This window comes from Haloechinothrix aidingensis (assembly GCF_013450155.1).
GTDB classification, from domain to species: Bacteria; Actinomycetota; Actinomycetes; order Mycobacteriales; family Pseudonocardiaceae; genus Haloechinothrix; species Haloechinothrix aidingensis.
In genome coordinates this window covers 258,629-284,244 of record NZ_JACCKD010000003.1, presented here as the reverse complement: position 1 = coordinate 284,244, position 25,616 = coordinate 258,629, and the positions used below count along the sequence as shown (strand labels likewise).

General features: G+C 70.2%; 28 protein-coding genes. 13 read left to right on the top strand and 15 right to left on the bottom strand.

Annotated features, from left to right (window positions below):
* Window positions 1-46 precede the first annotated feature (46 nt).
* From H0B56_RS09675 to H0B56_RS09665, 3 genes are all read left to right on the top strand, one after another.
* Entirely contained in the window at window positions 47-919 is an 873-nt protein-coding gene (locus tag H0B56_RS09675) for a RecB family exonuclease (RefSeq protein ID WP_180892645.1), read from the top strand.
* Between the two features lie 9 nt (window positions 920-928).
* Complete coding sequence (locus H0B56_RS09670; protein WP_180892644.1) at window positions 929-1,714, top strand: acyl-CoA thioesterase domain-containing protein; 786 nt, start codon at window positions 929-931, stop codon at window positions 1,712-1,714.
* A gap of 109 nt (window positions 1,715-1,823) precedes the next feature.
* Window positions 1,824-2,765 (top strand): ParA family protein, encoded by a 942-nt coding sequence (locus H0B56_RS09665; RefSeq protein ID WP_180892643.1) that lies wholly within the window; start codon window positions 1,824-1,826, stop codon window positions 2,763-2,765.
* 59 nt (window positions 2,766-2,824) lie between these two features.
* Here the strand turns inward: H0B56_RS09665 and hisG are convergent, their stop codons facing one another.
* The 3 genes from hisG to H0B56_RS09650 all read right to left on the bottom strand — a co-directional run bounded on the left by hisG (window position 2,825) and on the right by H0B56_RS09650 (window position 4,822).
* Window positions 2,825-3,679 carry an ATP phosphoribosyltransferase gene (hisG, locus tag H0B56_RS09660; protein ID WP_180892642.1) on the bottom strand — a complete coding sequence of 285 codons (855 nt, stop codon included), beginning with the start codon at window positions 3,677-3,679 and terminating at the stop codon, window positions 2,825-2,827.
* A gap of 89 nt (window positions 3,680-3,768) precedes the next feature.
* On the bottom strand, window positions 3,769-4,032 hold the full coding sequence (locus tag H0B56_RS09655) for a phosphoribosyl-ATP diphosphatase (protein WP_180892641.1): 264 nt from the start codon (window positions 4,030-4,032) through the stop codon (window positions 3,769-3,771).
* 91 nt (window positions 4,033-4,123) lie between these two features.
* Window positions 4,124-4,822 carry an HAD family hydrolase gene (locus H0B56_RS09650; protein ID WP_180892640.1) on the bottom strand — a complete coding sequence of 233 codons (699 nt, stop codon included), beginning with the start codon at window positions 4,820-4,822 and terminating at the stop codon, window positions 4,124-4,126.
* 115 nt (window positions 4,823-4,937) lie between these two features.
* Between H0B56_RS09650 and H0B56_RS09645 the strand changes: the two genes are divergently transcribed.
* Window positions 4,938-5,759: a PAC2 family protein gene (locus H0B56_RS09645; protein WP_180892946.1), complete on the top strand. Its 822-nt coding sequence runs from the start codon at window positions 4,938-4,940 to the stop codon at window positions 5,757-5,759.
* 18 nt (window positions 5,760-5,777) lie between these two features.
* On the opposite strand, the gene H0B56_RS09640 is transcribed toward H0B56_RS09645, so the two are convergent.
* A complete protein-coding gene (locus H0B56_RS09640) occupies window positions 5,778-6,419 on the bottom strand; it encodes a TetR/AcrR family transcriptional regulator (protein ID WP_343063827.1) in 642 nt (213 codons plus the stop codon).
* Between the two features lie 48 nt (window positions 6,420-6,467).
* Here H0B56_RS09640 and H0B56_RS09635 point away from each other — a divergent pair, with 48 nt between their 5' ends.
* Window positions 6,468-7,820, top strand: a complete 1,353-nt coding sequence (locus H0B56_RS09635; RefSeq protein ID WP_180892639.1) for a hypothetical protein — start codon at window positions 6,468-6,470, stop codon at window positions 7,818-7,820.
* A 5-nt stretch (window positions 7,821-7,825) separates the two neighbouring features.
* Here the strand turns inward: H0B56_RS09635 and mshC are convergent, their stop codons facing one another.
* A complete protein-coding gene (gene mshC / locus H0B56_RS09630; RefSeq protein ID WP_180892638.1) occupies window positions 7,826-9,082 on the bottom strand; it encodes a cysteine--1-D-myo-inosityl 2-amino-2-deoxy-alpha-D-glucopyranoside ligase in 1,257 nt (418 codons plus the stop codon).
* Between the two features lie 90 nt (window positions 9,083-9,172).
* Here mshC and H0B56_RS09625 point away from each other — a divergent pair, with 90 nt between their 5' ends.
* Both H0B56_RS09625 and H0B56_RS09620 read left to right on the top strand, forming a co-directional pair.
* Window positions 9,173-9,424 (top strand): Tn3 family transposase, encoded by a 252-nt coding sequence (locus H0B56_RS09625; RefSeq protein ID WP_180892944.1) that lies wholly within the window; start codon window positions 9,173-9,175, stop codon window positions 9,422-9,424.
* Window positions 9,425-9,490: 66 nt separating this feature from the next.
* Entirely contained in the window at window positions 9,491-10,315 is an 825-nt protein-coding gene (locus tag H0B56_RS09620; protein WP_180892637.1) for a hypothetical protein, read from the top strand.
* Here the strand turns inward: H0B56_RS09620 and H0B56_RS09615 are convergent.
* Window positions 10,287-11,030: an aldo-keto reductase family protein gene (locus H0B56_RS09615; RefSeq protein WP_343063826.1), complete on the bottom strand. Its 744-nt coding sequence runs from the start codon at window positions 11,028-11,030 to the stop codon at window positions 10,287-10,289. The two genes, H0B56_RS09620 and H0B56_RS09615, sit on opposite strands and share 29 nt — an antisense overlap.
* 23 nt (window positions 11,031-11,053) lie before the next feature.
* A complete protein-coding gene (locus tag H0B56_RS09610; protein ID WP_180892635.1) occupies window positions 11,054-12,277 on the bottom strand; it encodes a JmjC domain-containing protein in 1,224 nt (407 codons plus the stop codon).
* A gap of 415 nt (window positions 12,278-12,692) precedes the next feature.
* On the opposite strand from H0B56_RS09610, the gene H0B56_RS09605 reads away from it, so the two are divergent.
* A complete protein-coding gene (locus tag H0B56_RS09605) occupies window positions 12,693-14,099 on the top strand; it encodes a helix-turn-helix domain-containing protein (protein WP_219632548.1) in 1,407 nt (468 codons plus the stop codon).
* 152 nt (window positions 14,100-14,251) lie between these two features.
* Here H0B56_RS09605 and H0B56_RS09600 read toward each other — a convergent pair whose 3' ends face one another.
* A complete protein-coding gene (locus tag H0B56_RS09600) occupies window positions 14,252-14,875 on the bottom strand; it encodes a TetR family transcriptional regulator C-terminal domain-containing protein (protein ID WP_180892634.1) in 624 nt (207 codons plus the stop codon).
* A 173-nt stretch (window positions 14,876-15,048) separates the two neighbouring features.
* Here H0B56_RS09600 and H0B56_RS09595 point away from each other — a divergent pair, with 173 nt between their 5' ends.
* From H0B56_RS09595 to H0B56_RS09585, 3 genes are all read left to right on the top strand, one after another.
* A complete protein-coding gene (locus tag H0B56_RS09595; protein ID WP_180892633.1) occupies window positions 15,049-16,371 on the top strand; it encodes a cytochrome P450 in 1,323 nt (440 codons plus the stop codon).
* A gap of 71 nt (window positions 16,372-16,442) precedes the next feature.
* Window positions 16,443-17,630, top strand: a complete 1,188-nt coding sequence (locus tag H0B56_RS09590; RefSeq protein WP_246361016.1) for a S8 family serine peptidase — start codon at window positions 16,443-16,445, stop codon at window positions 17,628-17,630.
* 89 nt (window positions 17,631-17,719) lie between these two features.
* Window positions 17,720-18,541 (top strand): hypothetical protein, encoded by an 822-nt coding sequence (locus H0B56_RS09585; RefSeq protein WP_180892631.1) that lies wholly within the window; start codon window positions 17,720-17,722, stop codon window positions 18,539-18,541.
* A 29-nt stretch (window positions 18,542-18,570) separates the two neighbouring features.
* Here the strand turns inward: H0B56_RS09585 and H0B56_RS09580 are convergent, their stop codons facing one another.
* Window positions 18,571-19,008, bottom strand: a complete 438-nt coding sequence (locus H0B56_RS09580; protein WP_180892630.1) for a hypothetical protein — start codon at window positions 19,006-19,008, stop codon at window positions 18,571-18,573.
* Between the two features lie 110 nt (window positions 19,009-19,118).
* Between H0B56_RS09580 and H0B56_RS09575 the strand changes: the two genes are divergently transcribed.
* Window positions 19,119-19,754 carry a TetR/AcrR family transcriptional regulator gene (locus tag H0B56_RS09575; RefSeq protein WP_180892629.1) on the top strand — a complete coding sequence of 212 codons (636 nt, stop codon included), beginning with the start codon at window positions 19,119-19,121 and terminating at the stop codon, window positions 19,752-19,754.
* Here H0B56_RS09575 and H0B56_RS09570 read toward each other — a convergent pair whose 3' ends face one another.
* From H0B56_RS09570 to fabG, 3 genes are read right to left on the bottom strand one after another with little or no spacing between them, the layout of a single operon-like run.
* Entirely contained in the window at window positions 19,755-20,798 is a 1,044-nt protein-coding gene (locus H0B56_RS09570) for a ferrochelatase (protein ID WP_180892628.1), read from the bottom strand. It abuts the gene before it with no gap.
* A gap of 42 nt (window positions 20,799-20,840) precedes the next feature.
* Complete coding sequence (fabI, locus tag H0B56_RS09565) at window positions 20,841-21,608, bottom strand: enoyl-ACP reductase FabI (RefSeq protein ID WP_180892627.1); 768 nt, start codon at window positions 21,606-21,608, stop codon at window positions 20,841-20,843.
* 53 nt (window positions 21,609-21,661) lie between these two features.
* Entirely contained in the window at window positions 21,662-22,366 is a 705-nt protein-coding gene (fabG, locus tag H0B56_RS09560) for a 3-oxoacyl-ACP reductase FabG (protein ID WP_180892626.1), read from the bottom strand.
* Window positions 22,367-22,550: 184 nt separating this feature from the next.
* Between fabG and H0B56_RS09555 the strand changes: the two genes are divergently transcribed.
* Window positions 22,551-23,021 carry a TrmH family RNA methyltransferase gene (locus tag H0B56_RS09555; RefSeq protein ID WP_180892625.1) on the top strand — a complete coding sequence of 157 codons (471 nt, stop codon included), beginning with the start codon at window positions 22,551-22,553 and terminating at the stop codon, window positions 23,019-23,021.
* Between the two features lie 23 nt (window positions 23,022-23,044).
* Here H0B56_RS09555 and H0B56_RS09550 read toward each other — a convergent pair whose 3' ends face one another.
* The 3 genes from H0B56_RS09550 to H0B56_RS09540 form a co-directional block, all read right to left on the bottom strand.
* Entirely contained in the window at window positions 23,045-23,557 is a 513-nt protein-coding gene (locus tag H0B56_RS09550; protein WP_180892624.1) for a hypothetical protein, read from the bottom strand.
* 123 nt (window positions 23,558-23,680) lie between these two features.
* Window positions 23,681-24,664 (bottom strand): VWA domain-containing protein, encoded by a 984-nt coding sequence (locus H0B56_RS09545; RefSeq protein ID WP_180892623.1) that lies wholly within the window; start codon window positions 24,662-24,664, stop codon window positions 23,681-23,683.
* Window positions 24,661-25,614, bottom strand: a complete 954-nt coding sequence (locus tag H0B56_RS09540) for a DUF58 domain-containing protein (protein WP_180892622.1) — start codon at window positions 25,612-25,614, stop codon at window positions 24,661-24,663. Before H0B56_RS09540 ends, H0B56_RS09545 begins: the two co-directional genes overlap by 4 nt.
* Window positions 25,615-25,616: the final 2 nt, after the last annotated feature.

Sequence of the window (25,616 nt, the reverse complement as noted above, 5' to 3'; positions counted from 1 at the left end):
CGCGCGGTCCACCCCCTTGTCGGTCATCTGGCATAGGGTGCTCGGTATGAGTCAGAGTGCCCCTGCCGACGCCGAACCGCGACGCCAGCCAGCGCTGTCACCGTCCAGGGCCAGTGACTTCAAGCAGTGCCCCCTGCTGTACCGCTTGCGCGTGATCGACAAGCTCCCCGAGTCCCCCAGCCGCGCACAGGTTCGCGGCATCCTCGTACACACCGTGCTCGAGCGCCTCTACGCCCACCCGCCCGAGGAACGGGACCCGGCGGCGGCGAGCGCGTTGCTCGAACCCGCCTGGACCGAGCTCTACGCCGAGCACCCCGAGTGGCAGGAGGCGTTCGACGGCGACGACACCCCGGCGCGGTCCGAGTGGCTCGCGTCCGCACAGCGCCTGCTCGACGCCTACTTCCAGCTCGAGGACCCCAGCACCCTGCGTCCGGAGGCCTGCGAGCTCTACCTGGAGACGGAGCTGTCCTCCGGGTTGCGGCTGCGCGGGTACGTGGACCGGCTCGATGTCGCCCCCGCAGGCGATATCCGCGTGGTCGACTACAAGACCGGCTCCGCGCCGCGCGAGGTCGGCGAGGCCAAGGCGCTGTTCCAGATGAAGTTCTACGCGGTCGTGCTGTGGCGGTTGCGGGGGGTAGTACCTCGCCAGCTGAAATTGCTCTACCTCGCCGATGCGCAGCAGCTGACCTACGCCCCGGACGAGGCCGAGCTACGCAAGTTCGAACGGACGCTGGACGCGATCTGGCAAGCGATCCTGCGCGCGGGCGAGTCCGGCGATTTCCGCCCCAACCCCAGCAAGCTGTGCGGCTGGTGTGATCACAAGCCGATCTGCCCGGCCTACGGGGGCTCCCCACCGGAGTATCCGGGATGGCCCAGTTCCCTCGGCGCGGCCGAGACCGTGCTGGACAGATCCGATTAGGAGCGTGTTGTGGTGGACGCATTCTACGACGCCGCGGGTGACGGCGTGTTCACGTCGACCCCGCACACCGCTGGCCCGTGGTTCGCCGACGCCCAGCACCTCGGCCCGCCGTCGGCGTTGCTCGTACGCGCGCTGGAGGCGCTACCCGGTGACGGGGAAAGCGTGCTCGGGCGAGTCACAGTGGACATTCTCGGACCCGTCCCCGTGACGGAGGTGGCGGTCTCGGCGCGGGTCGAGCGGCCGGGACGCTCCGTCGAACAGCTGCGCGGTGAGCTCACCGCCGACGGGCGGCTGGTGGCGACCGCTACGGCCTGGCGCATCGCGAGCTCGGACACCGGCGACCACGTCACCGGCGGCGCGGGGGTACTACCCGCTGTCCCGCAGGCCGAACCCGCCACCCGCCCTCCGGGATGGCGCCCCGGCTATCTCGACGCCATGGACTGGTACCTCGTGCACGGCGCGTTCGGCGAGCCCGGTCCGGCATGCGCGTGGGTGCGCCAGCGCGTCGATCTCGTCTCCGGCGAGCGACCCAGCCCGTTGCAGCGCCTCATGACCGTCGCCGACTCCGCGAACGGGTTGTCCAGCCCTCTCGACATCGAGGACTGGCTGTTCATCAACACCGAGCTGACCGTGCACGTGCAACGAGAACCGGTGGGTGAATGGGTCGGCATCGACGCCAACACCGTCATCGGCCCTCGTGGCGTCGGCACGGCAACCAGCGTCCTGCACGATCGGCTCGGGCAGGTGGCGACCGGTGCGCAGGCGCTGCTCGTACGGCGCAGGAAGCCGGGGTAGCGCGTCGCGGTCGCGAACACCGGCGTGACCGATTACCGTGCGGGAGTCCGCTCCGCTCGGGCAGGCCCTCCTCGGGCCGTGATGGGACACAGGAGCTACGACATTGGCCATGCAGATCACCTCCGTGATCAACCAGAAGGGTGGGGTCGGTAAGACGGCCCTGAGCGTGGGCGTCTCCGCCGCGCTCGCCGAGCAGGGCAAGCGGACCCTGCTTGTCGACCTCGATCCGCAGGGTCACGCCACCACCGAGTTCCTGGGCCTGCCGGAGGCACAGCCGGGCCAGCCGAGCCTGCCGCTGGCGCTGAGCAAGATGTGGAAGGGCTCCGTCGAGGAGCTCGCCGTGCGCCATCCGCGGTGCTCTGTCGCGCCGGGTGGCTGCCTGGATGTCGTGCCGACCGCACCAGGCATGTTCGACCTGGTGCGCAGGCTCGACCAGTTCCGGGTGCCGGGATGGCAGCTGGCCCGGGTGATCCAGTTCGGCAACTACGATCACGTGATCATCGACTGCCCACCGGCTCTCGACCTGCTGACCAACAACGCGCTGGCCGCGACGCACGGCGTGCTCGTTCCCGTCCAGCCGGACCGCACGAGTATCCGCGCGCTGCGGTTGCTCTACGAGCAGGTGAACTATCTCGAGCAGCTGATCGACCGTGACCCCATCACCTACTACGGCCTCGTACCAGGGTTGTACCGCAGGCCGATGTCTGCCTACGCCGATACCGCGTTGCGTGAGCTACATGCCATGGGTATCCCGGTACTGCCGCACATCCCGATGGGAGTGGTGATCAACGAGGCGGCCCAGCGCGGGATACCGATCACCACGTTCGCGCCACACTGCGTCCAGACATCGGCGTTTCACCAGATCGCCCAGATTCTCGAAGGGCGTCGTGCCCAGCAGACCTCCGCGCAGGGGACCAAACCGGCCGCGGACGGTACCGAGGAGTTCGTCTTCGAGGACTTCATCAGCGACATCTCCGGAACCCGCAGCCGCAGGGACACCGGTGCGCGCAGCGGGTTGTACGACCTCATGCCGCGGCGCAAGTCGCGCTGAGCGCCACTTCCGGCGGATCACCCCGGAGTACCCGGCGACGTGCCCGCGAGCGTCGCCCGCTACAGGCGGCAGGAGCGGATGTCGGAGGCCAGTACGGCTTTGGCTCCCAGCTCGGCCAGCGCGTCCATGGTGTGGTTGACCTCCTTGCGAGCGACCATCGCGCGAACGGCCACCCAGCCCTCCTCGGCGAGCGGGGCCACGGTCGGCGACTCGAGGCCCGGTGTGAGGTCGACGGCCGCGTCAAGCAGCGAGCGTGGGCAGTCGTAGTCGATCATCATGTACTGCTGGGCGAACACGACGCCCTGCAGGCGGGCCGTCAGCTGAGCCTTCCACTTCTCGTTGTCCGATCCCGTGCTGGCGGCGCGCTGGATGAGCACGGCCTCGGACTGGCAGATCGGCTCGCCGAACGCAACGAGGTTGTTCTGCCGCAGGGTACGGCCGGAACCGACCACATCCCCGATCGCCTCGGCCACGCCGAGCTGGATGGAGATCTCCACCGCGCCGTCCAACCGGATCACCTCGGCCTCGACGCCGTGGCCCGCGAGATCGTCTTGCACCAGGCGCGGGTACGAGGTCGCCACCCGCTTGCCTGCGAGATCACCGATGGTCCATTCGCGGTCCGCGGGGGCCGCGTACCGGAAGGTCGACCCGCCGAACCCGAGGCTGAGCCGGTCCTCGACAGGAGCACCCGAGTCCAGGGCGAGATCCCTGCCCGTGATCCCCAGGTCGAGCTCGCCGGAACCCACATAGATCGGGATGTCCTTGGGGCGCAGGAAGAAGAACTCCACCTCATTGACCGGATCGATCAGGATGAGGTCGCGCGCTTCATGGCGTTGCCGGTACCCCGCCTCGGCGAGCATCTCGGATGCGGGCCCGGACAGCGTGCCCTTGTTCGGCACGGCTACACGAAGCATGGTGCTACCTTTCCCCTATCTGCCGCTACACGGAGCATGGACTACGGACCCCTCTGGCACACCCGGCGCACCGCGCCCGCGATCGCGGGTCACAGGTACCGGTAGACGTCCTCGGCACGCAGACCCCTGCCGAGCATGAGCACCTGCACCCGGTACAGCAGCTGCGAGATCTCCTCGGCGAGCCGCTCGTCGGGTTCGTGCTCGGCCGCGAGCCACACCTCGCCCGCCTCTTCGAGTACCTTCTTGCCCTGCGCGTGCACGCCCGCGTCGAGCGCGACCACCGTCCCGGAGTCCGCTGGGCGCGTGGCCGCCTTGTGGCTCAGCTCGGCGAACAGTTCGTCGAAGGTCTTCACGTGACGATCCTCGCACCCGCACGCCGTATCCGCCGATCCGCCCCGCTCGGCTGCAGTCCGGATCACACCGCCGCGCCGTTCTGGCCCGCCGTCATCGCGGGAACGTGCCGGTCAGCGCCGCCTCGTCCAGGGCGGTCAGCGAATCGAGCACCCTGCGGCGCGGCCCGTCCGGGACCTCCAGCTCGCTGGGCACGACCAGGACCACGCATCCGGCGTCCTCGGCCGAGGAGACCCCGGTCGGCGAGTCCTCGACGGCGAGGCACTCTTCCGGGTCGACGCCGAGCAGGTGAGCGGCCCGCCGGTACGGCTCGGGGTCGGGCTTGTTCCGCTCGTCCACCTCGTCCCCGCAGACGATCGCGTCGAACCAGTCCCTGCCGACCGTCTCGAGCGCGAGCTCGGTGAGCTCGCGTGTCGTGGACGTGACGAGGGCCGTGGGCACGCCTGTGCCGCGCACCAGCCGCAGCGCCTGCGCCGCGCCGTCACGCCACCGCAGATCCGTACGGAACAGCTCCGACATGCGCTTGGTCAGCCAGCTGTCCGCGTCGGCGAGCGTCTCGCTGTCCCTCGGTAGCCCGACCTCGCGGAGCAACAGGTCGAGCGTGACATCGGCGTTCTTGCCGACCATGAGCGCACGCGTCCGCGGGCTCAACCGGCCACCGAGCCGCTCGGCGCTCTCGTACAGCGCCCTGTCCCAGAGGCGTTCGGAGTCGATCAGCGTTCCGTCCATGTCCCACAACACCGCGGCGGGAAGCCTGGTGCCTGCGGCGGGTACTGGGAGGCTTCCAGACATGCCGTCCAGCCTACGGTCTCCCCGATTGGCCGTTGGGTCTTAGGCTGGGGAAGTGACCGAACAAGAGCGGAGCGAGCACACGCGGCTCGACAGCGACACGAACACGGCGCCGATCATGATCGTGGCGTTCGAGGGCTGGAACGACGCCGGTGACGCGGCCAGTACGGCGGTGGAGCACCTGCAGCTGTCCTGGGACGCGACCTCCGTCGGCGAGCTCAACCCGGACGACTACTACGACTTCCAGGTGACTCGCCCGACCATCAACGTCGTCGACGGCGTGAGCCGCAGCCTCGAATGGGCGACCACGACCCTGTCCACGAGCAGCCCGGAAGGGCTCGACCAGCAGGTCGTCTTCGTCAAGGGGCCGGAACCCAACTTCCGGTGGCGTGCCTTCTGCGCGGACCTGCTCGAGCGCGCCGAGCAGTTCGGCGTGGCCAAGGTGGTGACGCTGGGAGCGCTGCTCGCGGACACGGCCCACACCCGGCCCATTCCGGTCACCGGTTCCGCGCACGAGACCGCGGCCCTGGACCGCAGCAACATCGACCGCAGCAAGTACCAGGGGCCGACCGGCATCACCGGGGTGTTCCACGACGCCTGTGTACAGGCCGGGATACCCGCCGTGTCACTGTGGGCGGCTGTACCGCACTACGTGTCGCATCCACCGTGCCCGAAGGCCACCCTGGCGCTGCTGCGCACGCTGGAGGACGTGGTCGACGTCGAGATCCCCATGGGCACGCTGCCCGAGCAGGCCGAGGAGTGGCAGCGCACCGTCTCCGAGCTCGCCGAGGACGACGAGGAGGTCAGCGAGTACGTCCGTTCGCTGGAGGAACGTGGCGACGAGCAGCGCGGCCTCGAGGAGACCAGCGGCGAGCAGCTCGCCGCCGACTTCCAGCGGTACCTGCGCAGGAGGCGTCCCGGCCCGGGCCAGAGCACCTGATCAGGCTGATCAGGCTGATCAGGCACCGCCCTGTGGTGCGGGTGCGGACAGCGCACCCACGACCATGCGTGTGAGGTTGTCCACGAACGCCTCGTGTGCGAGCAGGAGCGTGCCGCCCTCGTCGAGTTGCCTGGCGCGGTCGGCCAACGTGCTGGCAAGCATCCCGGCGATGGTGGCCACCCGTTCGCGCGCGAGCCGCTCGGACAGCCGCTCGGCGCAACAGCGCACGGCCAGCTCCAGCTGGTGCTGCAGCACCGTGCCGGTCAGCGGTTGCGGTGGTGTGATGGCGCGGATTCCCGCGTAGCCCGCGAGCTGTGCGGTGATCCGCAGGAAGTCGCGCCCGTCGCCGGAGTGCAGCGCATCCGCGGTCGGATCCAGGATGCCTCGCACGACCGCGGTCAGCTCGCCGTGCAGGCCGTCGCGCTCGAGCAGTCGCTGGTGTTCCGCGCGGGCGGGTTCCATCCGCCGCACGTGCTTGACCAGGATCGCCTCGAGCAGGCCCCTGCGCGACCCGAAGTGGTAATGCACAGCCGAACCGTTGGACTGCCCGGCTTCGGCGACGATATCCCTGGTCAGTGCCCCGTCGACGCCGCGGGAGGCGAACAGCCGCTCCCCCGCCCTGATCAGTTTCTCGCGCGTATCGCTTGCGTCCCTGGCCACAGGTGCATAATACTCCCTATTAATGACTCTCATTAATAGGGAGGGTGTATGCGACTCGGTCGAGTGGCGGCAGTCGTACTGGCCGGTATCCTCGCCGCCGGCCTGACCACGACGAGCGACTCCGCACCGGAGGCCGGTGCGGCGGAGGTATCCACGCCGCTCTGCGGCTGGCCCATCGCGCAGACCGGCATGACCCCGAACGTCATGGCGCCGCATCCGGACACCGGGTACTGGTTCCTGCGCTACTCGGCCGTCCCGGAGGGGCGCCTGGCCATCCGGGGCAGCTATGCCCGGGCGCGGTACTTCTCGTTCGTCGTGCACGACGAGACGGTCACCGCGCTCGACGGCATCAACGACTCGCGGATCGCCCCTGACGACGGCAGCGTGAACCCGTTCCTGACGCGCAGGCCCGGCGATACCGACTACACCGTCTACATCGACTTCGGGCCCGAGCCGCCCGACCCGGAGCCGAACACGCTCTACGCGGGCGAAACCCTCGAGGGCGAGCCCAACCCGGGCGGGTACCTGGTCTATCGCGTGTTCCTGCCGCACGACCGTTCCGACCCCGCCGGTGGTGTACCGCTTCCGGAGGTCACGCTGGAACTTCCCGGTGGTGACGCCGAGCTGACGTTCGACTCGTGCCCGCCGTTCCCGCCCACCGGGGCGCAACGGCCCCTCAACGAGCTGGTCGCCGGTGCGAGCAGGCCCGCCGCTATCGCAGGCGTGCCGCCGCCGACCAACCGGGTGACCTACCCGCCGGAGTTCGAGGTCATCCACAACGGTCAGGTGCTGCAGGCCGCGCTGAGCCAGGTGCTGCCCGAACCGATCTACGCGCTGCTGCCGGAACGGAAGGGCACCACCTACGGAAACACCGACGTCGCCTACGTCGTGCTGCTCACCCATCGCCAGTACGGTGACCTCGTCGTCTTCCGGGCGCACTCGCCCAGCCACACCGACCTGCGTGGCGGTGAGCTGGCCACCGCGCGCAAGCAGGTACGGCTGTGGAACGCCTGCACGTCGGGATCTCCGCAGGAGGGCGGCTTCTACTCGCTGGACTGCATCGACGACGAGGAGGCGGCGCTCACGCCGCGCCCGCCGCGCGGCGCGGTGACCCCGGATGCCTGGGAGACGGGTGCCGGAGCCACCTTCGTCGTGTCCGATCCCGAGCACAGACCGACCGAGCACATGAGCGACGTCAACTGGCTCCCGCGTGGCCCGTTCGCCGAGACGATGGTCTTCTACCGGTTCATGCTCCCGCATCCCGACTTCGAGCAGCACCCGGGCAACGTCGACGAGGGAACGGACCCGGAGGAGGTCATGGGCGACTACTTCCCCGAGGCGACCTACTGCTCGACCGAGACCTTCAACGAGGGCGGAGCCGACGCGTGCTTTGCTGAATGACGCTTTCAGCTTCGCACGTCGATGCCGAGCAGGGCGTCGATCGCGCCGGCCATCACACCGGGGGCCTCCCGGTCGTCGCCCCTTCCGGTGTTCGCCTCCCGCGCCCAGGAGTCGACCGCGGCGAGCGCGCCCGGGGTGTCCAGGTCATCGGCGAGATGATCACGCATCCGGGCGATGGTGTCCTCGGCGGCGGGAGCACTGGACCGCGTGGCGGCTTCCCGCCACGCGCCGAGCCGCTGACCCGCCTCGTCCAGCAACTCGCCCGACCACTGGCGGTCGGCGCGGTAATGACCGGACAGCAGGGCCAGCCGGAGCGCGGCCGGGTCGGCACCGTCCGCGCGCAGCCGGGAGACGAACTCCAGGTTGCCGCGCGACTTGGACATCTTCTGCCCGTTGAGCCCGATCATGCCGGCGTGCGCGTACAGCCGGGCGAACGGCTCGTCCCCGGCGAGGGCCCCCGCGAGGGCCTCGGCGTGCGCGGCGCTGTACTCGTGGTGCGGGAACGCCAGGTCCGATCCCCCGCCCTGGATGTCGAAGCCCAACCCGAGCCGGTTCAGCGCGATCGCGCTGCACTCCACGTGCCAGCCGGGACGGCCGGCACCCAGCTCGGAGTCCCAGGACGGTTCACCCGGCCTGGCCATCCGCCACAACAGCGCGTCAAGCGGGTGTCGCTTGCCGGGTCGTTCTGGGTCGCCCCCTCGCTCGGCGAACAGCGCGTTCATGGTCTCGACGTCGTAGTTGGACTCGTAGCCGAACCGGCCGGTGGCGTTGTGCGGGAAGTACACGTCCGGGTAGTCGGGATCGTCGGCACGGTAGGCCGCGCCGCAGGCGAGCAGCTTGCGCACCATCTCGATGATCTCCGGGATGGTCTCCACCGCACCGATGAACTCGGTGGGCGGCAGCACCCGCAGGAACTCCATGTCCTCCCGGAACAGCGCGGTCTCCCGCATCGCCAGCACCACCCAGTCGTCCTGATCGCGCTCGGCGCGCTCGAGCAGGGGGTCGTCGATGTCGGTGACGTTCTGTACGTAGTGCACCTCGTGACCGGCGTCCAGCCACAGCCGGTACACCAGATCGAATGCCAGGTACGTCGCGGCGTGCCCCAGATGGGTCGCATCGTAGGGCGTGATGCCGCAGACGTACATGCGCGCGGTCTGTCCCGGCGCTACCGGCTTCAGCGACTGCGTCGCGGTGTCGTACAGGCGCAGCGGCCGGGGTGTGCCGGGCACCCGGGGAACCGCGAGCGGCGACCAAGACTCCATGACCTCCAGGGTATGTCCGAGCCGCGCGGGACCGATCGCCGGTACGGCTCACGCCCCGGGTCGGGGGTCTGAGTAGCAGCTGTACAGGATCTGGATGACGACAGCTATCAGCGGGCCCTGAATGCCCAGCTCAACACCACCGAATACCGCCACCGGCTGGCCCGCAAGCTCTGCTTCGGCTCGCATGGGGAATTGTGCGGGAGCGATCGGGAAGGCGTGGAAGAGCAACCCGGCGAGCTCGGCCTGGTGCTCAACGCCGTGGTGCTGTGGAACACCACCTACCTTCAACCGGCCGCCATCAGCTGGACTGCGCCCGTTGCGGGCCCCGGACGAGACGGTTGAGGTCGACGATTCGTATAACGCTGGTCACTGGCGTCGCGCTCTGCCGGTCCGGGCTATCGTGGTCGGGTGGATCTCAGGTCAGGGTCGCAGGCGGAGCTGATCGCGACCGCCGAACGCGCACTCGGGGTAACGCTGGCCCTGGACCAGGCGGTGCGCAAGCGGCGTTCTCTGGGACTGCCCACCAACCGGGACACGTGGGTGCGCATCTCGGCGTGTTCGACCGAGGTCGCGGCCGAGCGCGGTGGGTTGGAGGCCACGGCCGCGCTGCCGACGGAAACCCGGCATCCGCGGTGGTACCAAGGCATCTGCTGGCGTGACGGGGACCTGCTGGGGCGAGCGGAGGAGACTGAGCGAGTCACCGAGCCGGTGATCTGCTCCGGGGGCGTGCTCACCCACGCCCCCGAGTTACCGGAGATGTGGTGGCAGCACCTGGCCGAGGCGTTAACGACCCTGGGCACGGTGCCCACGGCGCGGGTGGCGACCCCGCACACGCGGCCGATCACCCAACGGCGCATGACCGAGACGATCCAGGCGATGTTTCCCGACGTCGATGCGATCACCGAGGAGTGGACGGTCGCCCACGCCGATCTGAGCTGGGTCAACCTCACGGCCCCGTCCTGCCGCCTGCTGGATTGGGAGGACTTCGGACTCGCCCCGCGCGGGTGGGATGCGGCCACGTTGTGGGCGAACTCGCTGGCCGTGCCCGACCTGGCCGAGCGGGTACAGCAGGTCTTCGCTGCGGACCTGGGAAGCCGCACCGGATTGGTGTGCCAGTTGTATGCCTGCGCCGAACTGTTGGCCGCGGGCGAGGACTACGCCGGCCCGCTGGCTGAGCCCGCCCGGGCCGCGGCTGACGGACTGGTCACCGCGCTGAGCTGGCGTGGGCCGTGAGCCGCTGTCGGTAGGCGCTCACCCGCTCTTGATCGACGGGGAGCGTGGTCGCGGCGGTGAGCTGGTCCAAGTGCGCGGGACTGCCGGTGCCGACGGCGAGCCGGGACACCGCGGGCATGTGGAAGGCGGCAGCCACCGCCGTCGGCAGCGGCGAGGCGGCGGCCCGCGGCACGTGGTCGGTGAGGAACTGGGTCAGGTTGATGCCGTCGAGCAGGCGCGGGGCACCGGCGAAGGGACTCATCCCCCACCGGTGGACGCCGTCGTACTGCAGTCGGTCCAGGAGTGCGTCGCCGGCGGCGAGCACGTCGGCGGGTACCAGGAATCCCGCCCGGACCATGGCCACGGCGGGCTGCGGCGCATGTGTCCAAGCTGGGGTGTCCAGCAGGCCCAGTAGTGGGCGCGGGTCCCAGCACGCGATTCCCCACGCCCGGCACGCACCGGCCGCCACGAGGTCGGCCATCACCTCGGCGGTGGTCGCCCACCACTCCCCGGCCTGGGCCGTTGGTAGGCCGCGCAAGACGTGTTCGGGGTTGTGCACCAGGAGCACCGCAGGCGGCAGGCCGAGGTCGCATACCGCCCGCTTGGCTTGCTCGGTCAGCGGGGCCAGGTCCGCACGTGGGCTGACTTTGGTCGAGATCGTGAAGTGCTCCAACAGATCCCCGGCAGTGTGCGCCAGCATCCGGTGGGCCTGCCCGTCGTGGTATGTCGTGGCCACGTCCAGGTCGGTGATTCCCCTGGTCAGTGCGTGTTCGAGCAGAACTCGCTGGGGGCGAGTTCGGAACATCCCGAGCGCAACGCGTCGGTGACTTCGGCACACAGCCCTTCCTCCAGCAGCACGTGGGCGAGCTTGGTCGCGTCGATGTCGAAGTCCTCGGCGACCTCGGCGATCGATACCGGATGACCCGACAAGAGCTGCCGCACCGCCGGCTCGGCGCGGGCGGGAAGGGAAAGCTGCGTGCCCGCGGCGGCCACCCGCAGCGCGCCGTCCTCGCGTGTGATCAGCGGGGGAAACTCAGTGATCGCCACGACCTCGTCGATCGCACCGAACAGGCCGTGGGTGACCACGTGCCGCGCCGAGCCCTGACGCTGCTGGCGCCACCGCCGGTACTGATCGATGTCCATCGCCGACAGCAGTGCGGCGGTGGCTTGGCGCAGATCCTGCGCATGGCCGTCCTGGTCTGCGGCTTGAACCGGCGGCAGGTCACGGCGGAACACCTCCTGATCGCGGGCACTCTGATCCGCGAGCCAGGTCAGCAGGTCGATGCCGGTGCGCTGCTGGAGACCGAAGGTGGCGTGCAGGCTGTGGCCCTCTCCGTCGTCGGCGCGGCTGGCCCGATGCCAGTACCCGCGGGGAATATGCAGCACATCGCCTTGATGAAGGGTGCCGGACCAGGTGATCTCGTCCGGGGGTTCGAGGTTCGGATCGAGGTCGCGGAACATCGGCGCAAGCCGTGAGGGTCCGCGGACTTCCCAGTGTTTACGGCCGTCGAGTTGGACGATGAGCACGTCGTGGTCGTCCCAGTGCAACGCGAACCCGCTGCTGTCGCGAGTGGTCAGGTAGACGTTGACCTGGCAGGTTTCGTGTGCCCACCACTGCAACGCGCGGCAGGCGATCTCCAGCGTCGGGTCCCACCGGTTGAGCCCGTCGACCACGAGGGTGGCGCCGGCGGCGAGCACCCGGCCCAGCCCGGCGGGTGCGACCATCGGTAGCACCTGTCCGCGACGAGTGGTGATCTCGGACAGATACTCGTGGGAGGCGACTTCGGCGCCGTCGCGTACGCACCGCACCTGCGGCGGGGCGAGGCTGCGGCGCATCACGGTGTCCAGCAAGTGCTGCGGGGTCAGCAACCGTGTGCCCAGGCTGGGGTCGTGCAGGCTGCCGACGGCGAACTCGCCGCCGAGCGCGCACGGTCCCGACCAGCCCAGCGCTTGTTCGATCCCGGTCACCAGCCTGTGTCGCATTCCTGCACCTCGATTCGACTCATCGGTTTTGGCGAGGGCGCGCTGGCGGGTTCCGCCAGCGCGCCCGGTCAGGGAACTGCCAGTGCTGCCCTGGCCGTCACGGATCGCGGTTGTCGCCGCTGTCGCCGGTCGGGCCGTCGCTGGTCGATGCGACGGTACGGTCGGCGGCCGCTGCCAGCCGGGCCACGGTGATCTCCAACTCCTCGTCCACGCCTACTCACCTCCTCTCGCAGTTGGCTGCGCTCCGACGGAATCGCCACACCGGGTGACGACGACCGTGCCGGGCGCTGGACTCCACGATCAGCGGGCCGGCGTGTGCGGCTCAATGACGGCCACGGGGGCGAACATTGCCGCGCGCGGCAATGTCACCGACGCCGTCAGCGGGATACTGTCGGTGACCAGCGGAGGGATAATCATGCCGAGGATCAGCCGGGCACACCGGGCCCAGATCGCCAGCCGGGCCGCGGACATTCGCCGACGCGGCCAGCGCGCTGACTGGGACGTGACCACTATCGCCGACGAAATCGTGCGCCAGGTGCCCGAGCTGACCCCGTTGGAGATGTGGCGTCTGGCCTATGGATGGAGCCGCCCGCAGGTAGTGGCCGCCATCAGCGAGCTCTATGCAGCCGACGGGCTCGCCCCACCCGGCGTGACCACCGCCCGGCTATGCCGGTGGGAACATGACGCCGTCCAGCCCGACCCGGATTACGCCGCGGCCCTGGCACGGGTGTATCAGGTGCCGCCGCGCCGACTCGGCCTCAACCTGCCCAGCGTGCTCTCCGGCTATGGGTATGGTCAGCCCGCGACACCGTCGACGTTGGGAACAGTGATGGCCGAGACCGCCCTGAGCGCCGTTGCCGACTCGGTGCAGCTCCACCGCGAGGCCGAAGGACCCGCCGGTGGGCCAGCCACCCGCCAGCACCTCCACCAAGCGGTGGACTACTACACTGATCACTACGGTCGCTACGCACCGAACGTCCTGGCTGGTGAGATCCACCGGGCTCGGCAGATCGTCGTCGACATGCTCACCCAGAGCCAGCGTGGGCACGACCGGACCGAACTCCGGCGGCTGGCCGGGTGGTTGTCCGCGCTACTGGGCAACCTGGCCTTCCACTGTTCCGATTACCCCGGCGCCCACATCCATCTCGGAACCGCCTCCCGGCTGAGCACCAGCGTCGGCGAACACCGCCTGACGGGGTGGAGTCTGGGAGCACAGTCGATACTCGCCTGCTTCGGGCAGCGTCCCGACCACGCCTTGGACATCGCGGGCCAGGCCCACGAGTACGCCACCACGGCCCTGCACCGAGCGCAGATCACGGCCTGGTGTGAACTGCGCGCCCTGGCCGCGCTCGGCCGCCGCAGCGACGCGGCCCAGGCCGCCACCCGTGCCCAGCACGAGATGGACGCCGCCGAGGACGAGCCCGGACGCTTCGGCTTCGACCGGGCCGAGTTCCACCAACATCTCGCCGAATCCGCGCTGCGCCTCGGCGACACCAGCAGCGCCGCCGGCCACGCCGAAACCGCGATCAGCCTGAAAACGACGGGTTCGGGTGGCTGGGCCGCCGCGACCGCCATCCTCGCCCGCACCCACGCCGCCGACCGCAACCCCGCTGATGCCACCGCGCTGGCCAGTTCGGTGCTCGACACCGTGCCCGCGGACCGCCTGCGGGAAACCACCCGGCAGCGCCTGAGCGCTCTCGATCGGGAACATCAAGCTGCGCGCTCACCCGGTACGGGCTCGGCCGACCTCCACATGCGACTGCTGGCGTTGCCTGCCCACATCCCCGCTCAGCGCAGCAGCCCCGAGCCCAACGGACACTGAACGCCTCGCCATCGCACCGACTTCGTGGCCACGATCGCTACTCAGCCGAGTCGAGGAGTGGTCGTCTGCCGACACCCGTCGGGACTCTAGAGTCTCCCAAGGTTGCGCATATCGACAACCAGCGACCGAAGGCAATGTTGCCTGAACCGCTGCTACTCGGAGCCCGGCTCGGCCTGCTCGCCCGGACCCCGCCCGTAGCCGCCGGACATCGACCACACCAGGTCCAGGCCCGCGCGTAGCTGCTCGGCGGACGGGGCCTCGCCGGGGTCGAGCAACCACTGCAGGGCGAGGCCGTCACAGGTGGCCATGACGAAGCTGGCGATCGCCGCGGCCCGGGGGTCGTCCGCGCCCAGCCGCTCTGCCATCGAGGTGGCCACCAGCTCGGCGACGCGACCACGCACGTGCTGGTACTGCTTGGCGAACTGTTCCCGCAGCTCGGGTGACCTGTCGGCCTGGGCGACGGCCTCCATGAACGACACCAGGAGCGCACGCTTGCTGTCCAGGTTCTCCAGCAGAGCCACCCAGGTGATGTGCGCGCGCTCGACGGGCGTGGCATCCGTCGCGCTCATCGCGATGTCGGCGAGCTGCTCGGTCCACTCGTCGAGCACCTGCCCGATCGCGGCATTGAGCAGGCCCGCCTTGGAGCCGAAGTGATACCCGATGGAGGCCAGGTTCGTGTCGGATGCCGCGACCAGGTCACGCGCCGTGATGTGTGCGTATCCCTTGTCCTCGAGCAGCCTCCGCGCGGCCGCGAGCAGGTCTTCGCGATGTCCCACCCCACCAGCGTATCCCGCCCGTCCGCACGGACCGGCGTATCCAGTGCCGGTGCGGCGCGACCGTACCGCGCCTGAGCGCCGATTCGATGCCCCGTCTCGACAACCGATCTATACGGGTGTATAAGTCGGGGATGTATGACCGCAGTCACGCCGCAGGAGCGAGGAGGACCGCGATGACCGCAGCAGTCCAGGACAGCACGCCTCGCGCGCTGCCGACCCCGCCAGGGCCTCGCGCCCCGATGCCGGTACAGACCCTGCTGTTCGGCACCCAGCGTCACCGGCTGCTGCCCGCCCTGCACCGGCACTACGGCCCTGTCGTGCGGATCAAGCTCTTCCTGGAGCGCGCCGCGGTCAGCCTGGCCGACCCGGAGGACATCCGTGCGGTGTTCAGCGGCCCCGCCACGACGTTCCACGCAGGCGAGGGCAATCTCATCCTCAAACCCGTCATGGGCGAGCATTCCGTGTTGACCACGGACGAGGACCAGCACCGGCGCATCCGCAAGCTGCTCATGCCCCCGTTCCACGGTTCCGCGCTGCGGAGCTACCGCAGCATGACAGCCGAGCTCGCCGCCGAGGAGATCGCGCGGTGGCCCCGCGGCACCCCGTTCCCCGTGCACGAGAGCATGCAGCGCCTCACACTCGAGGTGATCCTGCGGGTGGTCTTCGGGTTCGGCGACGGCCCCCGGCTCAGCGCGCTGCGCGGTGCGCTGCGCGGCGTCATCGACATCGGCGCGCTCGATGTGTTCGGCTGGCACAGCCGCACGCTGCAACGGTTCGGCCCGTGGCGGCGCGGCAGGCAGGCACTCGACCAGGTGGATGAGCTGCTGCATGCCGAGATCACCGAACGCCGCTCGGCAGCGGACCTCGCATCACGCCAGGACGTGCTGTCCCGGCTGCTCGCTGTGGAGGTCGACGGCGACACCCTCACCGACGCCGAGCTGCGCGACCAGCTCGTCACCCTGTTGCTCGCCGGGCACGAGACCACGGCCACCGCACTCGCCTGGGCGTTCCACGAGCTCGCGCGCGGACCGCGCGCGCACGCCGCGGCGACAAGGGCAGCGGACGAGGGCGACGACAGTTACCTGGAGGCCGTGGCCAAGGAGTCGATGCGCCTGCATCCGGTGATCTCCGAGGTCGCGCGGACGACGACCGAGCCCGTGGAGGTCGGCGGCTACCACATCCCCGCGCGCACCACGATCATGCCGTCGATCGGTGTCGTACACGGCGACGCGGGCAACCACGACCGTCCGGACGTGTTCCGGCCGGAGCGGTTCGTCGGGCAGAACCCACCCACCAGCACCTGGTTGCCGTTCGGCGGTGGGGTGCGGCGCTGCCTGGGCGCCGGGTTCGCGCTGATGGAGGCTGTCGAGATACTCCGCGCCGTACTCACCAGTTACCACATCACCCCGGAACGCGCCCGACCCGAGCGCGTGCGCCCCCGGCACATCACACTCGTCCCGGCCAGCGGAGCGAGCATCGTCGCCACCCCGCGCTGACGTCGCGTGACAACGCGACCGCGTTGCGCGAGCATGGAGGTCCATGCTCGGCGACACGGGTGGTGATGGTCATGACACGGCACACGAACGCCCGGCATACCGGCCGGTACCTCGTGCTCCTCGCCGAAGGTGCGGCCGATGCCGGGGCCCGCGTGTTGCGCGATTCGGCCGGGATCCGCACGGTCAACTCGGCAGACAGCGGTACCACGGGCATGGCCCGCCTGCTGGCCGAGACCGACGGTCTGCTGCTCAACGATCTCGAACTCTGTGTCGTTCGTGCCGACCCCGACCAGGCTCGCGCGCTGTACGACGCCGTCGGCTTGCCCGGCCCGATCGCCTCCTGCGAACCCGAACGCATCGTCCACGCGATCGACTCACCGGCCCCCGTGCAGCCGGTACCGCCCACCGAGGAGACCCTCACCTGGGGACTACGCGCGGTGCGGGCAGCAGGCAGCACCGCAACCGGCGCAGGCGTGCGGGTGGCGATCCTGGACACCGGGTTCGACGCCGAACATCCCGACTACTCCGGCCGCACGGTCGAACGAAACTCCTTCGTCGAGGAAGAGGAGGACGCCGGTGACGCGCACGGTCACGGCACGCACGTGATCGGCTCGGCGTGCGGGCCCCGCGAGCCCGCCGAAGGCCCCGGTTACGGCGTGGCCCACGAGTCCGAGATCTACTCCGGCAAGGTGCTCGACAGCCAGGGAGCAGGCACCGACGGTGCGATCCTCACGGGGATCTCGTGGGCCGTACAGCACGGATGCGCCGTGGTGTCCATGTCGCTCGGCTCCCCAGCCGAGCCGGGCGAACCGTACTCGCGTGCCTTCGAGGAGGCCGCGGTTCGCGCGATGAACCAGGGAACGCTCGTCATCGCGGCCGCGGGCAACGAGAGCCGCCGCGACAGTGGTGTGGTCGCGCCGGTCGGCCATCCGGCCAACAGCCCCACCATCATGGCGATCGGCGCGGTCGACCGGGAGTTCGCCATCGCCGGCTTCTCCTCCGGCACGGTCGGCGATGTCGGCCAGGTCGACGCCGTCGCACCCGGTGTGGACATCCACTCCAGCTGGCCGATGCCCGAACGCGTCAACACCATCAGCGGCACGAGCATGGCCACGCCGCACGTCGCCGGGGTGGCCGCGCTGCTCGCCGAGGACACCGGCGCACGGGACTGGGAGCTCTGGGCCCGGTTGAGCCAGACGGCACGCCGGTTGCCACTGCCGTCGACCGATGTGGCGGCCGGGCTCGTGCAGGCACCCTGAGCCTGCCCCTGGCAGGTGCTGGGGCGGGTTCCGTGCGAGCCCCGGCACGGGTACACCGGCGCGCGGCCGGTCCCGTATCCTTGACGGTCGTGTGCTGTCCATCTGCAACACTCGCGGTCTGGTCGTCGGCGTGGCTCACCCAGCGCGCCGCCTCCGACGATGTGCTCGACGCGCTGCTGTACTGGACGCAGCGGCACAGGGTGCTGGCCGCCGACGACGGAGCCGCCGAGACGTTCGACCTCGCCGCCGGGCAGGCGGCTGGGCCGGCGGTCGGTTCGGCAGAGGGTGTCGCGCCCGCGCAGCTGCTCGCCGCCCTGCGCAGGCACGGACTCACCCGCGCCGCACTCCTGCTGCCGGAGGCGGGCGATGTTCGTGGCCTGGGCGGTCCGGGCCCGTTCTCGCGGGCGGCTCTGGCTCGCGGCGAAGCCGTGGTCTTCGACGAGGTCGGCATCGGCCTGGTGCCCGAGCAGGCCGATGACGGTTCGCTGACGTGGACGGCGCACACCGCAGCAGGCTGCGGTGACAGCATCACCTCCGGGATCTCCGAGGTCGAGCGTGAGCTGCGTGACGCGGTTCGCTCGAGCGCCGACGAGCTCGACGCCCTCGACGTCGCCCGCGCACATCCCGGCGCGCACGACTCCGTACGCCGGCGCCTCGCGGCCTCCCCGCAACCGCCGTGGCCGGACGACATGCCCGCGCAGGCACTCCGTGTCCTGCAGCGCGCGGATGAGGTGGACACGATCCTCGCGGCCGCGACGGACGACGAGCCCGGCGGCGCCCACTCGGCGAGCGCCGCCCGCAGGCGCTCCGAGGCCCTGCGCCCGCTCGCGGCAGCCGTACGCGAAGCCAGGTGCGCCGCGGTGTCCGAGGCGGTGCGGCTGTTCGCGGGCTACGCCGACCGCCGGCGATAGCGGCCGCGCGGGCGCGTGCCCTGCTCCCGTCACCGGGATGGCACGGATGCCACGGCCGCTGGTGTGCGCAGCAGGCCGATGCCCACGGTCAGCAGGCCCGCCGTCAGCACGACCGCCCCGAGGTAGGCCAGGTTGATCAACGCGTTCGGCTCGGTCGCCTCCGGGGAGAGCACGGACAGGAAGAACCCGGCAGGCAGCAGGATCGCCGAGATGGGCGCGGCGTGCATGGCGAACCAGCGGGCACGGCGTCCCAGCGTGGTCTCGTCCACGTACCGCAGCACGACCAGCGACAGCAGGAGCAGGATGCCGGCATGCGCGTGGCCGGCGCGCCACAGGTCCTGCCGTACGGGGTTGGCCGCGTAGGCGGGGTCGTCGATCAGCAACCGGAGGATGCTGGCGCCGCCGAACACCACAGTCGGCAGGACGATCAGCAGGATCGCCGCGAGCCTGCGTGACGATGTGGACATGATGGTTCTCCTGACTCGCTCGGGCGGTGGCCCCGTGCACCGCGACACCGATCTACAGTAACATTGTTACTGTAATAGAACATCGTTACTGTACAGCGGGATGAGGTTCCATGGACTCCGAACCGGCACCGGGCTCCACCCCGTACGCCACAGCCAGGGCGCACGGGCACGCGGCCCGGCGCACCGCCGCGCTCGACACCGCGAGCGAGCTCCTGGAACGGGACGGGCCCGGCGCGCTGACCATGCGGCGTATCGCGGCCGAGCTGGGGTGCTCGACCACGGTGCTGTACACGATCTTCGGCGGCAAGTCCGGCATCGCCGAGCAGCTGTGGCTGGAAGGTTTCGACCGGCTCGACCGTGCCGTGCGGGGTGTGCGCGAACCCGACCCGCTCGCCAGGCTCACCGGCATGGGGCAGGCCTACCGCGCCAACGCGTTGAGCAACCGCGCCTACTACGCCGTCATGTTCCAGCGGGCGATTCCCGGCTTCGAGCCATCGGCACAGGCCTATGCCGCGAGCCTCCGGCCGCTGCACGCGCTGGCCGACGCGGTCGAGGAGTGCATTCGTGCCGGGGTGTTCGCCCCGGCCGATCCCATGCACATCGCCAGGGTGCTGTGGGCGGCCTCGCACGGCGCGGTCAGCCTCGAGCTCGTCGGGTACGAAGGGGCCATCGATGCCGAGGAGCGCTACGAGTGCCTCATGCGGGCCGCCGCGGCCTGGTTCATGACCGGCGGCGGCGAAGGCTGACTACGGCGCGCCTGCCGGCTCGCAGCACCCGGACGCGCAGGGCGCGCCGTTGAGTGTGCAGCCTGCTGGCGGGAAGTCGGAGAGCTTCCGCGCGGGCGCGCCGCCGAGATGCTCCCGTACCAGCTCGACCACGAGCCGCGCGAACCGCGCGTCCCCGCTCGGGGTCAACGCCCGCGCGAACGCCATACCGAGCTCGCCCGCGCGCTCGGCGGCCTCGTTGTCCAGGTCCCACTCCACCTCGAGGTGGTCGGACACGAACCCGACCGGACACACCACGACCGCGGTGGCTCCCGCGCCGTGCAGGGTGTCGATGTGGTCGACGATGTCCGGCTCCAACCACGGCACATGGGCCGGTCCCGAGCGGGACTGCCATACCACGTCGTAGTCGGCCACACCGCACTGCTGCGCGACCAACCGCGCGGCCTCGGCGACCTGCCGCGAGTACAGGCGGCCACCGTCCTGCGGTGGCCCGGCAGCCCGGTCGGCGGAGTCCGGAATGGAGTGCGCCGTGAACACCAGTCGCGCCGCGCCGCGCTCGTGCTCCGGCAGCCGCATCCACGCGACCCGCACGGCATCGGCGAAGCACTCCACGAACAGGGGGTGGTCGAAGAAGTGCCGGAGCTTGACGAGCTCGGGAGCCCCGCCCTCCATCGCCTCACGTGCACGAGCGATGTCCTCGTCGTACTGGCGGCACGCCGAGTAACCGCCGTATGCGCTCGTGGGGAAAACCAGCGCTCGACCGACCCCGTCAACGGCCATCCGGCGCACCGCGTCCTCGACGTACGGCGTCCAGTTGCGATTGCCGAAGTAGACGGGCAGGTCGACGCCTTGCGCGCGAAGCTCGGCCTCCACCGCGGCAATGGCCTTGCGGTTGAGCTCGTTGATCGGCGACACCCCACCGAAATGGTGGTAGTGCTCGGCGACCTCGGCAAGGCGCTCGCGCGGCACTCCCCTGCCGCGCGTGACGTTCTCCAGGAACGGCATGACGTCCTGCGGCCCTTCCGGCCCACCGAACGACAGCCACAGCATCGCGTCGTAGCTCACCGCGCTCGTGTCCCTCGTTCTCTCCGGCTACCTGGCGCGGGCTCACTGCCCGGTCGCGTGCACCCCACCATCGGCCATGATCATCGAACCGGTCGTGGCCGGAAGCCAGTCGGACAGCACCGCGCAGACCGACTTGGCCACCGGTGTGGGGTCGGTCGTGTCCCACCCCAGCGGAGCGCGTCCGTCCCAGCCGTTCTCCAGCTCCTCGAATCCGGGGATCGAGCGGGCGGCCATGGTCTTGACCGGCCCCGCCGAGACCAGGTTCACCCGGATACCGTGCTCGCCGAGGTCGCGCGCCAGGTACCGGTTCACGGCCTCCAGCGTGGCCTTGGACACCCCCATCCAGTTGTACGCGGGCCAGGCGACGCGCGCGTCGAAGTCCATTCCCACGATCGACGCCCCCTCGGACAGGAGCGGCCGGGCCGCGACGGCCAGTGAGGCGAACGAGTACGCCGAGACCTCCATCGCGGTGGCCACATCCGACCACGGCGCCTCGGTGAACGGGGCTCCCAGGCAGGACGGTGGGGCGAACCCGATCGAGTGCAACACCCCGTCCAGACCGTCGACGTGCTCGCCCACCCGTTCGGCGAGACTGTCCAGGTGCTCCTGGTTCTGCACGTCCAGCTCGACCACCGGCGCCGGCTCCGGCAGCCGCTTGGCCACCCGCTCCACCAGGGACATTCGACCGAACCCGGTCAGCACGACCTGTGCGCCCTGCTCTTGCGCCACCTGGGCCACGTGGTACGCGATCGATGCGTCGGTGATCACCCCGGTGATCAGCAGTCGCTTGCCGTCGAGAAGTCCTGGCACGCTTCCTCCAGTTCGGACGATCGGTGGAATGGTCGGTGTGTCGGTACGCGCGGTCAGTGGCCCATACCGAGACCACCATCGACGGGAAGCACCGCCCCGTTGATGTAGGCGGCCTCGTCGGATGCGAGGAAGTTCACCGCACTCGCCACCTCGCCCGGCTCCGCGTAACGCCCCGCTGGGATCCGGTCCAGCGCGGCAGCGCGTTGCTCCTCACTCAGCGCGTCCGTCATGTCGGTGACCACGAACCCCGGCGCGACCACGTTCGCCGTGATGTTACGCGATCCCAGCTCCCGGGTGATCGAGCGTGCCATCCCGACGAGCCCGGCCTTGCTCGCCGCGTAGTTGACCTGGCCCGCGCCGCCGGTCAGGCCGACGACCGAGGAGATGAACACCATCCGCCCCCATTTCGCGCGCAGCATCCCGCGGGCGGCACGCTTGGCCACCCGGTACGCCCCTGCGAGGTTCGCATCGACGACCTGGGTGAACTGATCCTCTTCCATGCGCATCAGCAACGTGTCATCGGTGATGCCGGCATTGGACACGAGGACCTCGACAGCTCCCTGGTGTTTCTCGACCTCGGAGAACGCGGCGTCGACCTGCTCGGCATCGGTGATATCGGCCTGCACCCCGAGCAGATCGTCCGGTGCGCCCGAGCCACGGTGCGTCACGGCGACCTTGTCCCCCCGTGCTGCCAGGTCGCGCGCGATCGCCAGCCCGATGCCGCGATTGCCGCCGGTAACGAGAACCGAACGTGCCACGTGCTTGTCTCCTCATCCGTTCACGGAACCATCGTCGCGCACGAGGCTATCGAGTTACCGCTCAGTCGGTCGCCCCGAGTGGCATGTGCCATGCCACTCGGGGCCGGCGCATGCGAGGATCAGCCCATCAGGGCAGCCCATCAGGGCAGCCCAGCACCACCGCGCGACCGTGGAGCCAGCCATCGTGTTCCGACTCGTGTTCTACCACCCGGAGATCCCACCCAACACCGGCAACGCCATCCGGCTCGCCGCCAATACGGGTGCGGAGCTACACCTGATCGAGCCACTCGGGTTCTCGCTGGAGGCCAGTCACCTCAGGCGCGCGGGCCTGGACTACCACGAGCTCGCGAACGTGCACGTCCATCCGGACATCGACGCGGCGCGCGAGGCACTCGCGCCCGGCCGCGTCTACGCCTTCACCACCGCGGCCACCCGGGACTACACCGACATCACGTACCGCACCGACGACATGCTGCTGTTCGGGCCGGAGTCGGTCGGGCTGCCCGAGGAGGTCGCGCACGCGCCGTGGGTGACCGACCGGCTGCGACTGCCGATGATGCCGCGCAGCCGCTCACTCAACCTCGCCAACTCCGCGGCCGTCACGGTCTACGAGGCCTGGCGCCAGCACGCGTTCGCAGGCGCGGCGCGGCCGTGACCGCCCGACGCACGCCTCCCGGCTCAGCCGGAACGACTCGCGAAGTACGCGTTGGCAGGAGCGCGGAACATCACCACTGTCGCCGCGACCATCGCCCCGGCCGAGCACACCCGGAGCAGCCCCATCAGCACGCCCAGCCCACCGACAGCCAGCGCATCGTCCAGGCTCAACAGGGCACCGACCACCCACAGGGCCCCCACGGTGGCCACGGCGATCCGTACCCGGTTCGCTCCGCCGCGCATCGCGAACGCCAGCACGGCCAGCGCGCAGGCCAGCCCGAGTCGCAGCGCGATGCCGAACACCGTCGCCGTCCGCGCGATCGACTCGGCACCCGCGGGAGTCGACGCCCCTACCTGCCCGGCGCCCCGTGCCGTCAACTCGTCCAGCAGCACCAGCGCGAGCAGGACGCTCACCAGCGCGAGACCTGCCGCGACCGCCCACAGCATGACGCTGGTGTCCACCGAGCGGGGTGGCAGGCGCGGGGGCGGGGCTGGCTCTCCCGTAGCGCGCAGGCGCTCGTCGTCTCCGGCCGTCATGGCCCTCAAGAGTAGGGCACGCTCCCTGCTGCGCTACACGTCGAGCCCGTAGCCGCCACGCGACCGGTGCGCGGACCGCGTAGCCACATCCACCGCGCCGTAACTGCCCATCATGCGTGCCGGTCAGGGCAGCCGCTGGCCGAGGAACAGGGACGAGCCCGCGGCCACGATCAGCATGATCGCGCCGAGCGCCATCCACGGGCGGCTGGCATCGGACTCCTCGATCTCGTAACCGATCTGCTCGCCCAGGTCCTCGTAGACGTCCTTGATCTGCTCGGCCGTCGCGGCCTTGTGGAAGTCCCCGCCCGTGATGCGGGCGATCTCGTCCATGGCGACGTCGTCGACAGGGACGGGGATATCCCGCCCCTCGATCTCCACGGATCCGCGCTCGGTCCCGAACGAGATCGTCGAGATCGGCACGTCCGCTTCCTTCGCCGCGCGTGCGGCGGTGTAGGCCCCACGTGGGTCGGTAGGATCCTGAGTCGGCACCGTCTGCTTGCCGTCGGCCATCAGCACGACCTTCGCCGGCGGCGGCCCCTCGGCGCCGCCCACGACCGCGGAGAACCCCTCGATGGCTTGCAGCGAGGCGAAGATCCCCTCTCCGGTGGCGGTCGACCGGGCCAACGACAGGCTCTCGATGGCGTTGCGCGCGCTCTCCCGCTGGGTGGTCGGCGAGACCAGGACGCTGGCCGTACCCGCGAACGACACGATCCCCAGGTTCACCCCGTCGGGGATCTCCTCGAGGAACGTCAGCGCAGCATCCTTGGCCGCGTCCAACCTCGTCGGCTCGATGTCGGTTGCCTCCATCGACAGCGACACGTCGATCGCCAGGATCACGGTCGCGCGATCGCGCGGCACCTTCTGCTCCGCGGTCGGGCCCGCCAGGCCGAACGTCAGTAGCATCAACGACACCAGCACCAGCACTGCGGGTACGTGCCGGACCCAGCCCGGCGAACTCGGCGCGATCCTGTTGAGCAGCTCGAGATTGGCGAACCGCAACGTCCGCCTGCGCCGGGAGCGCTGTACGAGGACGTACCCCACGGCGACCGCCGCGAGCACGATCAGCAGCAGGAACCACCACGGCGCGGCGAACCCGGAGACGCTCATCCCGTTCCCCCAGACCACAGACGCTTGCGTGCCACAACGAACCGCACCGTGTCCGCGATCCAGTCCGAGTCGGTCCGGAGCACGAGGTGGCCCGCTCCGGCACGGCGCAGCGCGCTCGCGACCTCGTCGCGATGAGCCTGCGCGGCGGCCGCGAACTCCTTGCGTAGCCGGGCGGAGGCATGCACATCGCGTTGCTTGCCCGTCTCGGGATCGGACAGCACCACCGTCCCGACGTCCGGCAGCTCGACGTCCCGCGGGTCCAGCACCTCGATCGCGATGAGGTCGTGGCGCGCCGACAGGGCCCGGAGCGGGCGCTCCCAGTCGGTCGCACCGAGGAAGTCGGACACGACCACCACCAGTCCCCTGCGTCGCGGCGGTCGCCGGAGTTGCTCGACCATGGCGGCCAGATCACCGCGCGTTCCCACATCCGCGCGCGGCATCTCGGCCACCGAACGCACCAGCGCACGCGCGTGCGCGCGGCCGCCACGCGCCGGCATCCGCTTCGTCGTAGCACCGTTGGACAGCAACGCGCCGATCCTGTTGCCGCCCCCGTGCGTCAAGTGGCCGATGGCGGCGGTCGCGCACACCACGAGGTCGCGCTTCTCGCAGACCGCCGTGCCGAAGTCGAGGCTCGGAGACAGATCCGCAGCGACCCACGTCTCCAGCTCCCGGTCCGCGATGGTGTCCCTGATGTGCGGGTGCGCGGTACGCGCGGTCACCGCCCAGTCCATCCGCCGGACATCATCGCCCGGTTGGTACGGCCGTGCCTCGCCCGGTTCCGACCCCGGACCCGGTACCAGGCCCAGGTGGTTGCCCTGCAGCAGACCGTCCAGGCGTTGCCGGACCTCCAGTTCCAGGGTGCGCAGGCCCGACTCGAGCCGATCCCCGCGCAGCACCGGCGGAGCCCACGCGGTGCGCTCGCCTCCTGCGCCGTCCTGAGTGGATGCCATCG

Coding starts and splice junctions, on each gene's coding strand:
- H0B56_RS09590 (WP_246361016.1), top strand. CDS start 16,443: ATGACACGGCACACGAACGCCCGGCATACCGGCCGGTACCTCGTGCTC.
- H0B56_RS09540 (WP_180892622.1), bottom strand. CDS start 25,614: ATGGCATCCACTCAGGACGGCGCAGGAGGCGAGCGCACCGCGTGGGCT.
- H0B56_RS09665 (WP_180892643.1), top strand. CDS start 1,824: ATGCAGATCACCTCCGTGATCAACCAGAAGGGTGGGGTCGGTAAGACG.
- mshC (WP_180892638.1), bottom strand. CDS start 9,082: ATGGAGTCTTGGTCGCCGCTCGCGGTTCCCCGGGTGCCCGGCACACCC.
- H0B56_RS09575 (WP_180892629.1), top strand. CDS start 19,119: ATGGACTCCGAACCGGCACCGGGCTCCACCCCGTACGCCACAGCCAGG.
- hisG (WP_180892642.1), bottom strand. CDS start 3,679: ATGCTTCGTGTAGCCGTGCCGAACAAGGGCACGCTGTCCGGGCCCGCA.
- H0B56_RS09605 (WP_219632548.1), top strand. CDS start 12,693: ATGCCGAGGATCAGCCGGGCACACCGGGCCCAGATCGCCAGCCGGGCC.
- H0B56_RS09545 (WP_180892623.1), bottom strand. CDS start 24,664: ATGAGCGTCTCCGGGTTCGCCGCGCCGTGGTGGTTCCTGCTGCTGATC.
- H0B56_RS09550 (WP_180892624.1), bottom strand. CDS start 23,557: ATGACGGCCGGAGACGACGAGCGCCTGCGCGCTACGGGAGAGCCAGCC.
- H0B56_RS09645 (WP_180892946.1), top strand. CDS start 4,938: ATGATCGTGGCGTTCGAGGGCTGGAACGACGCCGGTGACGCGGCCAGT.
- H0B56_RS09650 (WP_180892640.1), bottom strand. CDS start 4,822: ATGTCTGGAAGCCTCCCAGTACCCGCCGCAGGCACCAGGCTTCCCGCC.
- H0B56_RS09610 (WP_180892635.1), bottom strand. CDS start 12,277: ATGCGACACAGGCTGGTGACCGGGATCGAACAAGCGCTGGGCTGGTCG.
- H0B56_RS09675 (WP_180892645.1), top strand. CDS start 47: ATGAGTCAGAGTGCCCCTGCCGACGCCGAACCGCGACGCCAGCCAGCG.
- H0B56_RS09595 (WP_180892633.1), top strand. CDS start 15,049: ATGACCGCAGCAGTCCAGGACAGCACGCCTCGCGCGCTGCCGACCCCG.
- H0B56_RS09635 (WP_180892639.1), top strand. CDS start 6,468: ATGCGACTCGGTCGAGTGGCGGCAGTCGTACTGGCCGGTATCCTCGCC.
- H0B56_RS09580 (WP_180892630.1), bottom strand. CDS start 19,008: ATGTCCACATCGTCACGCAGGCTCGCGGCGATCCTGCTGATCGTCCTG.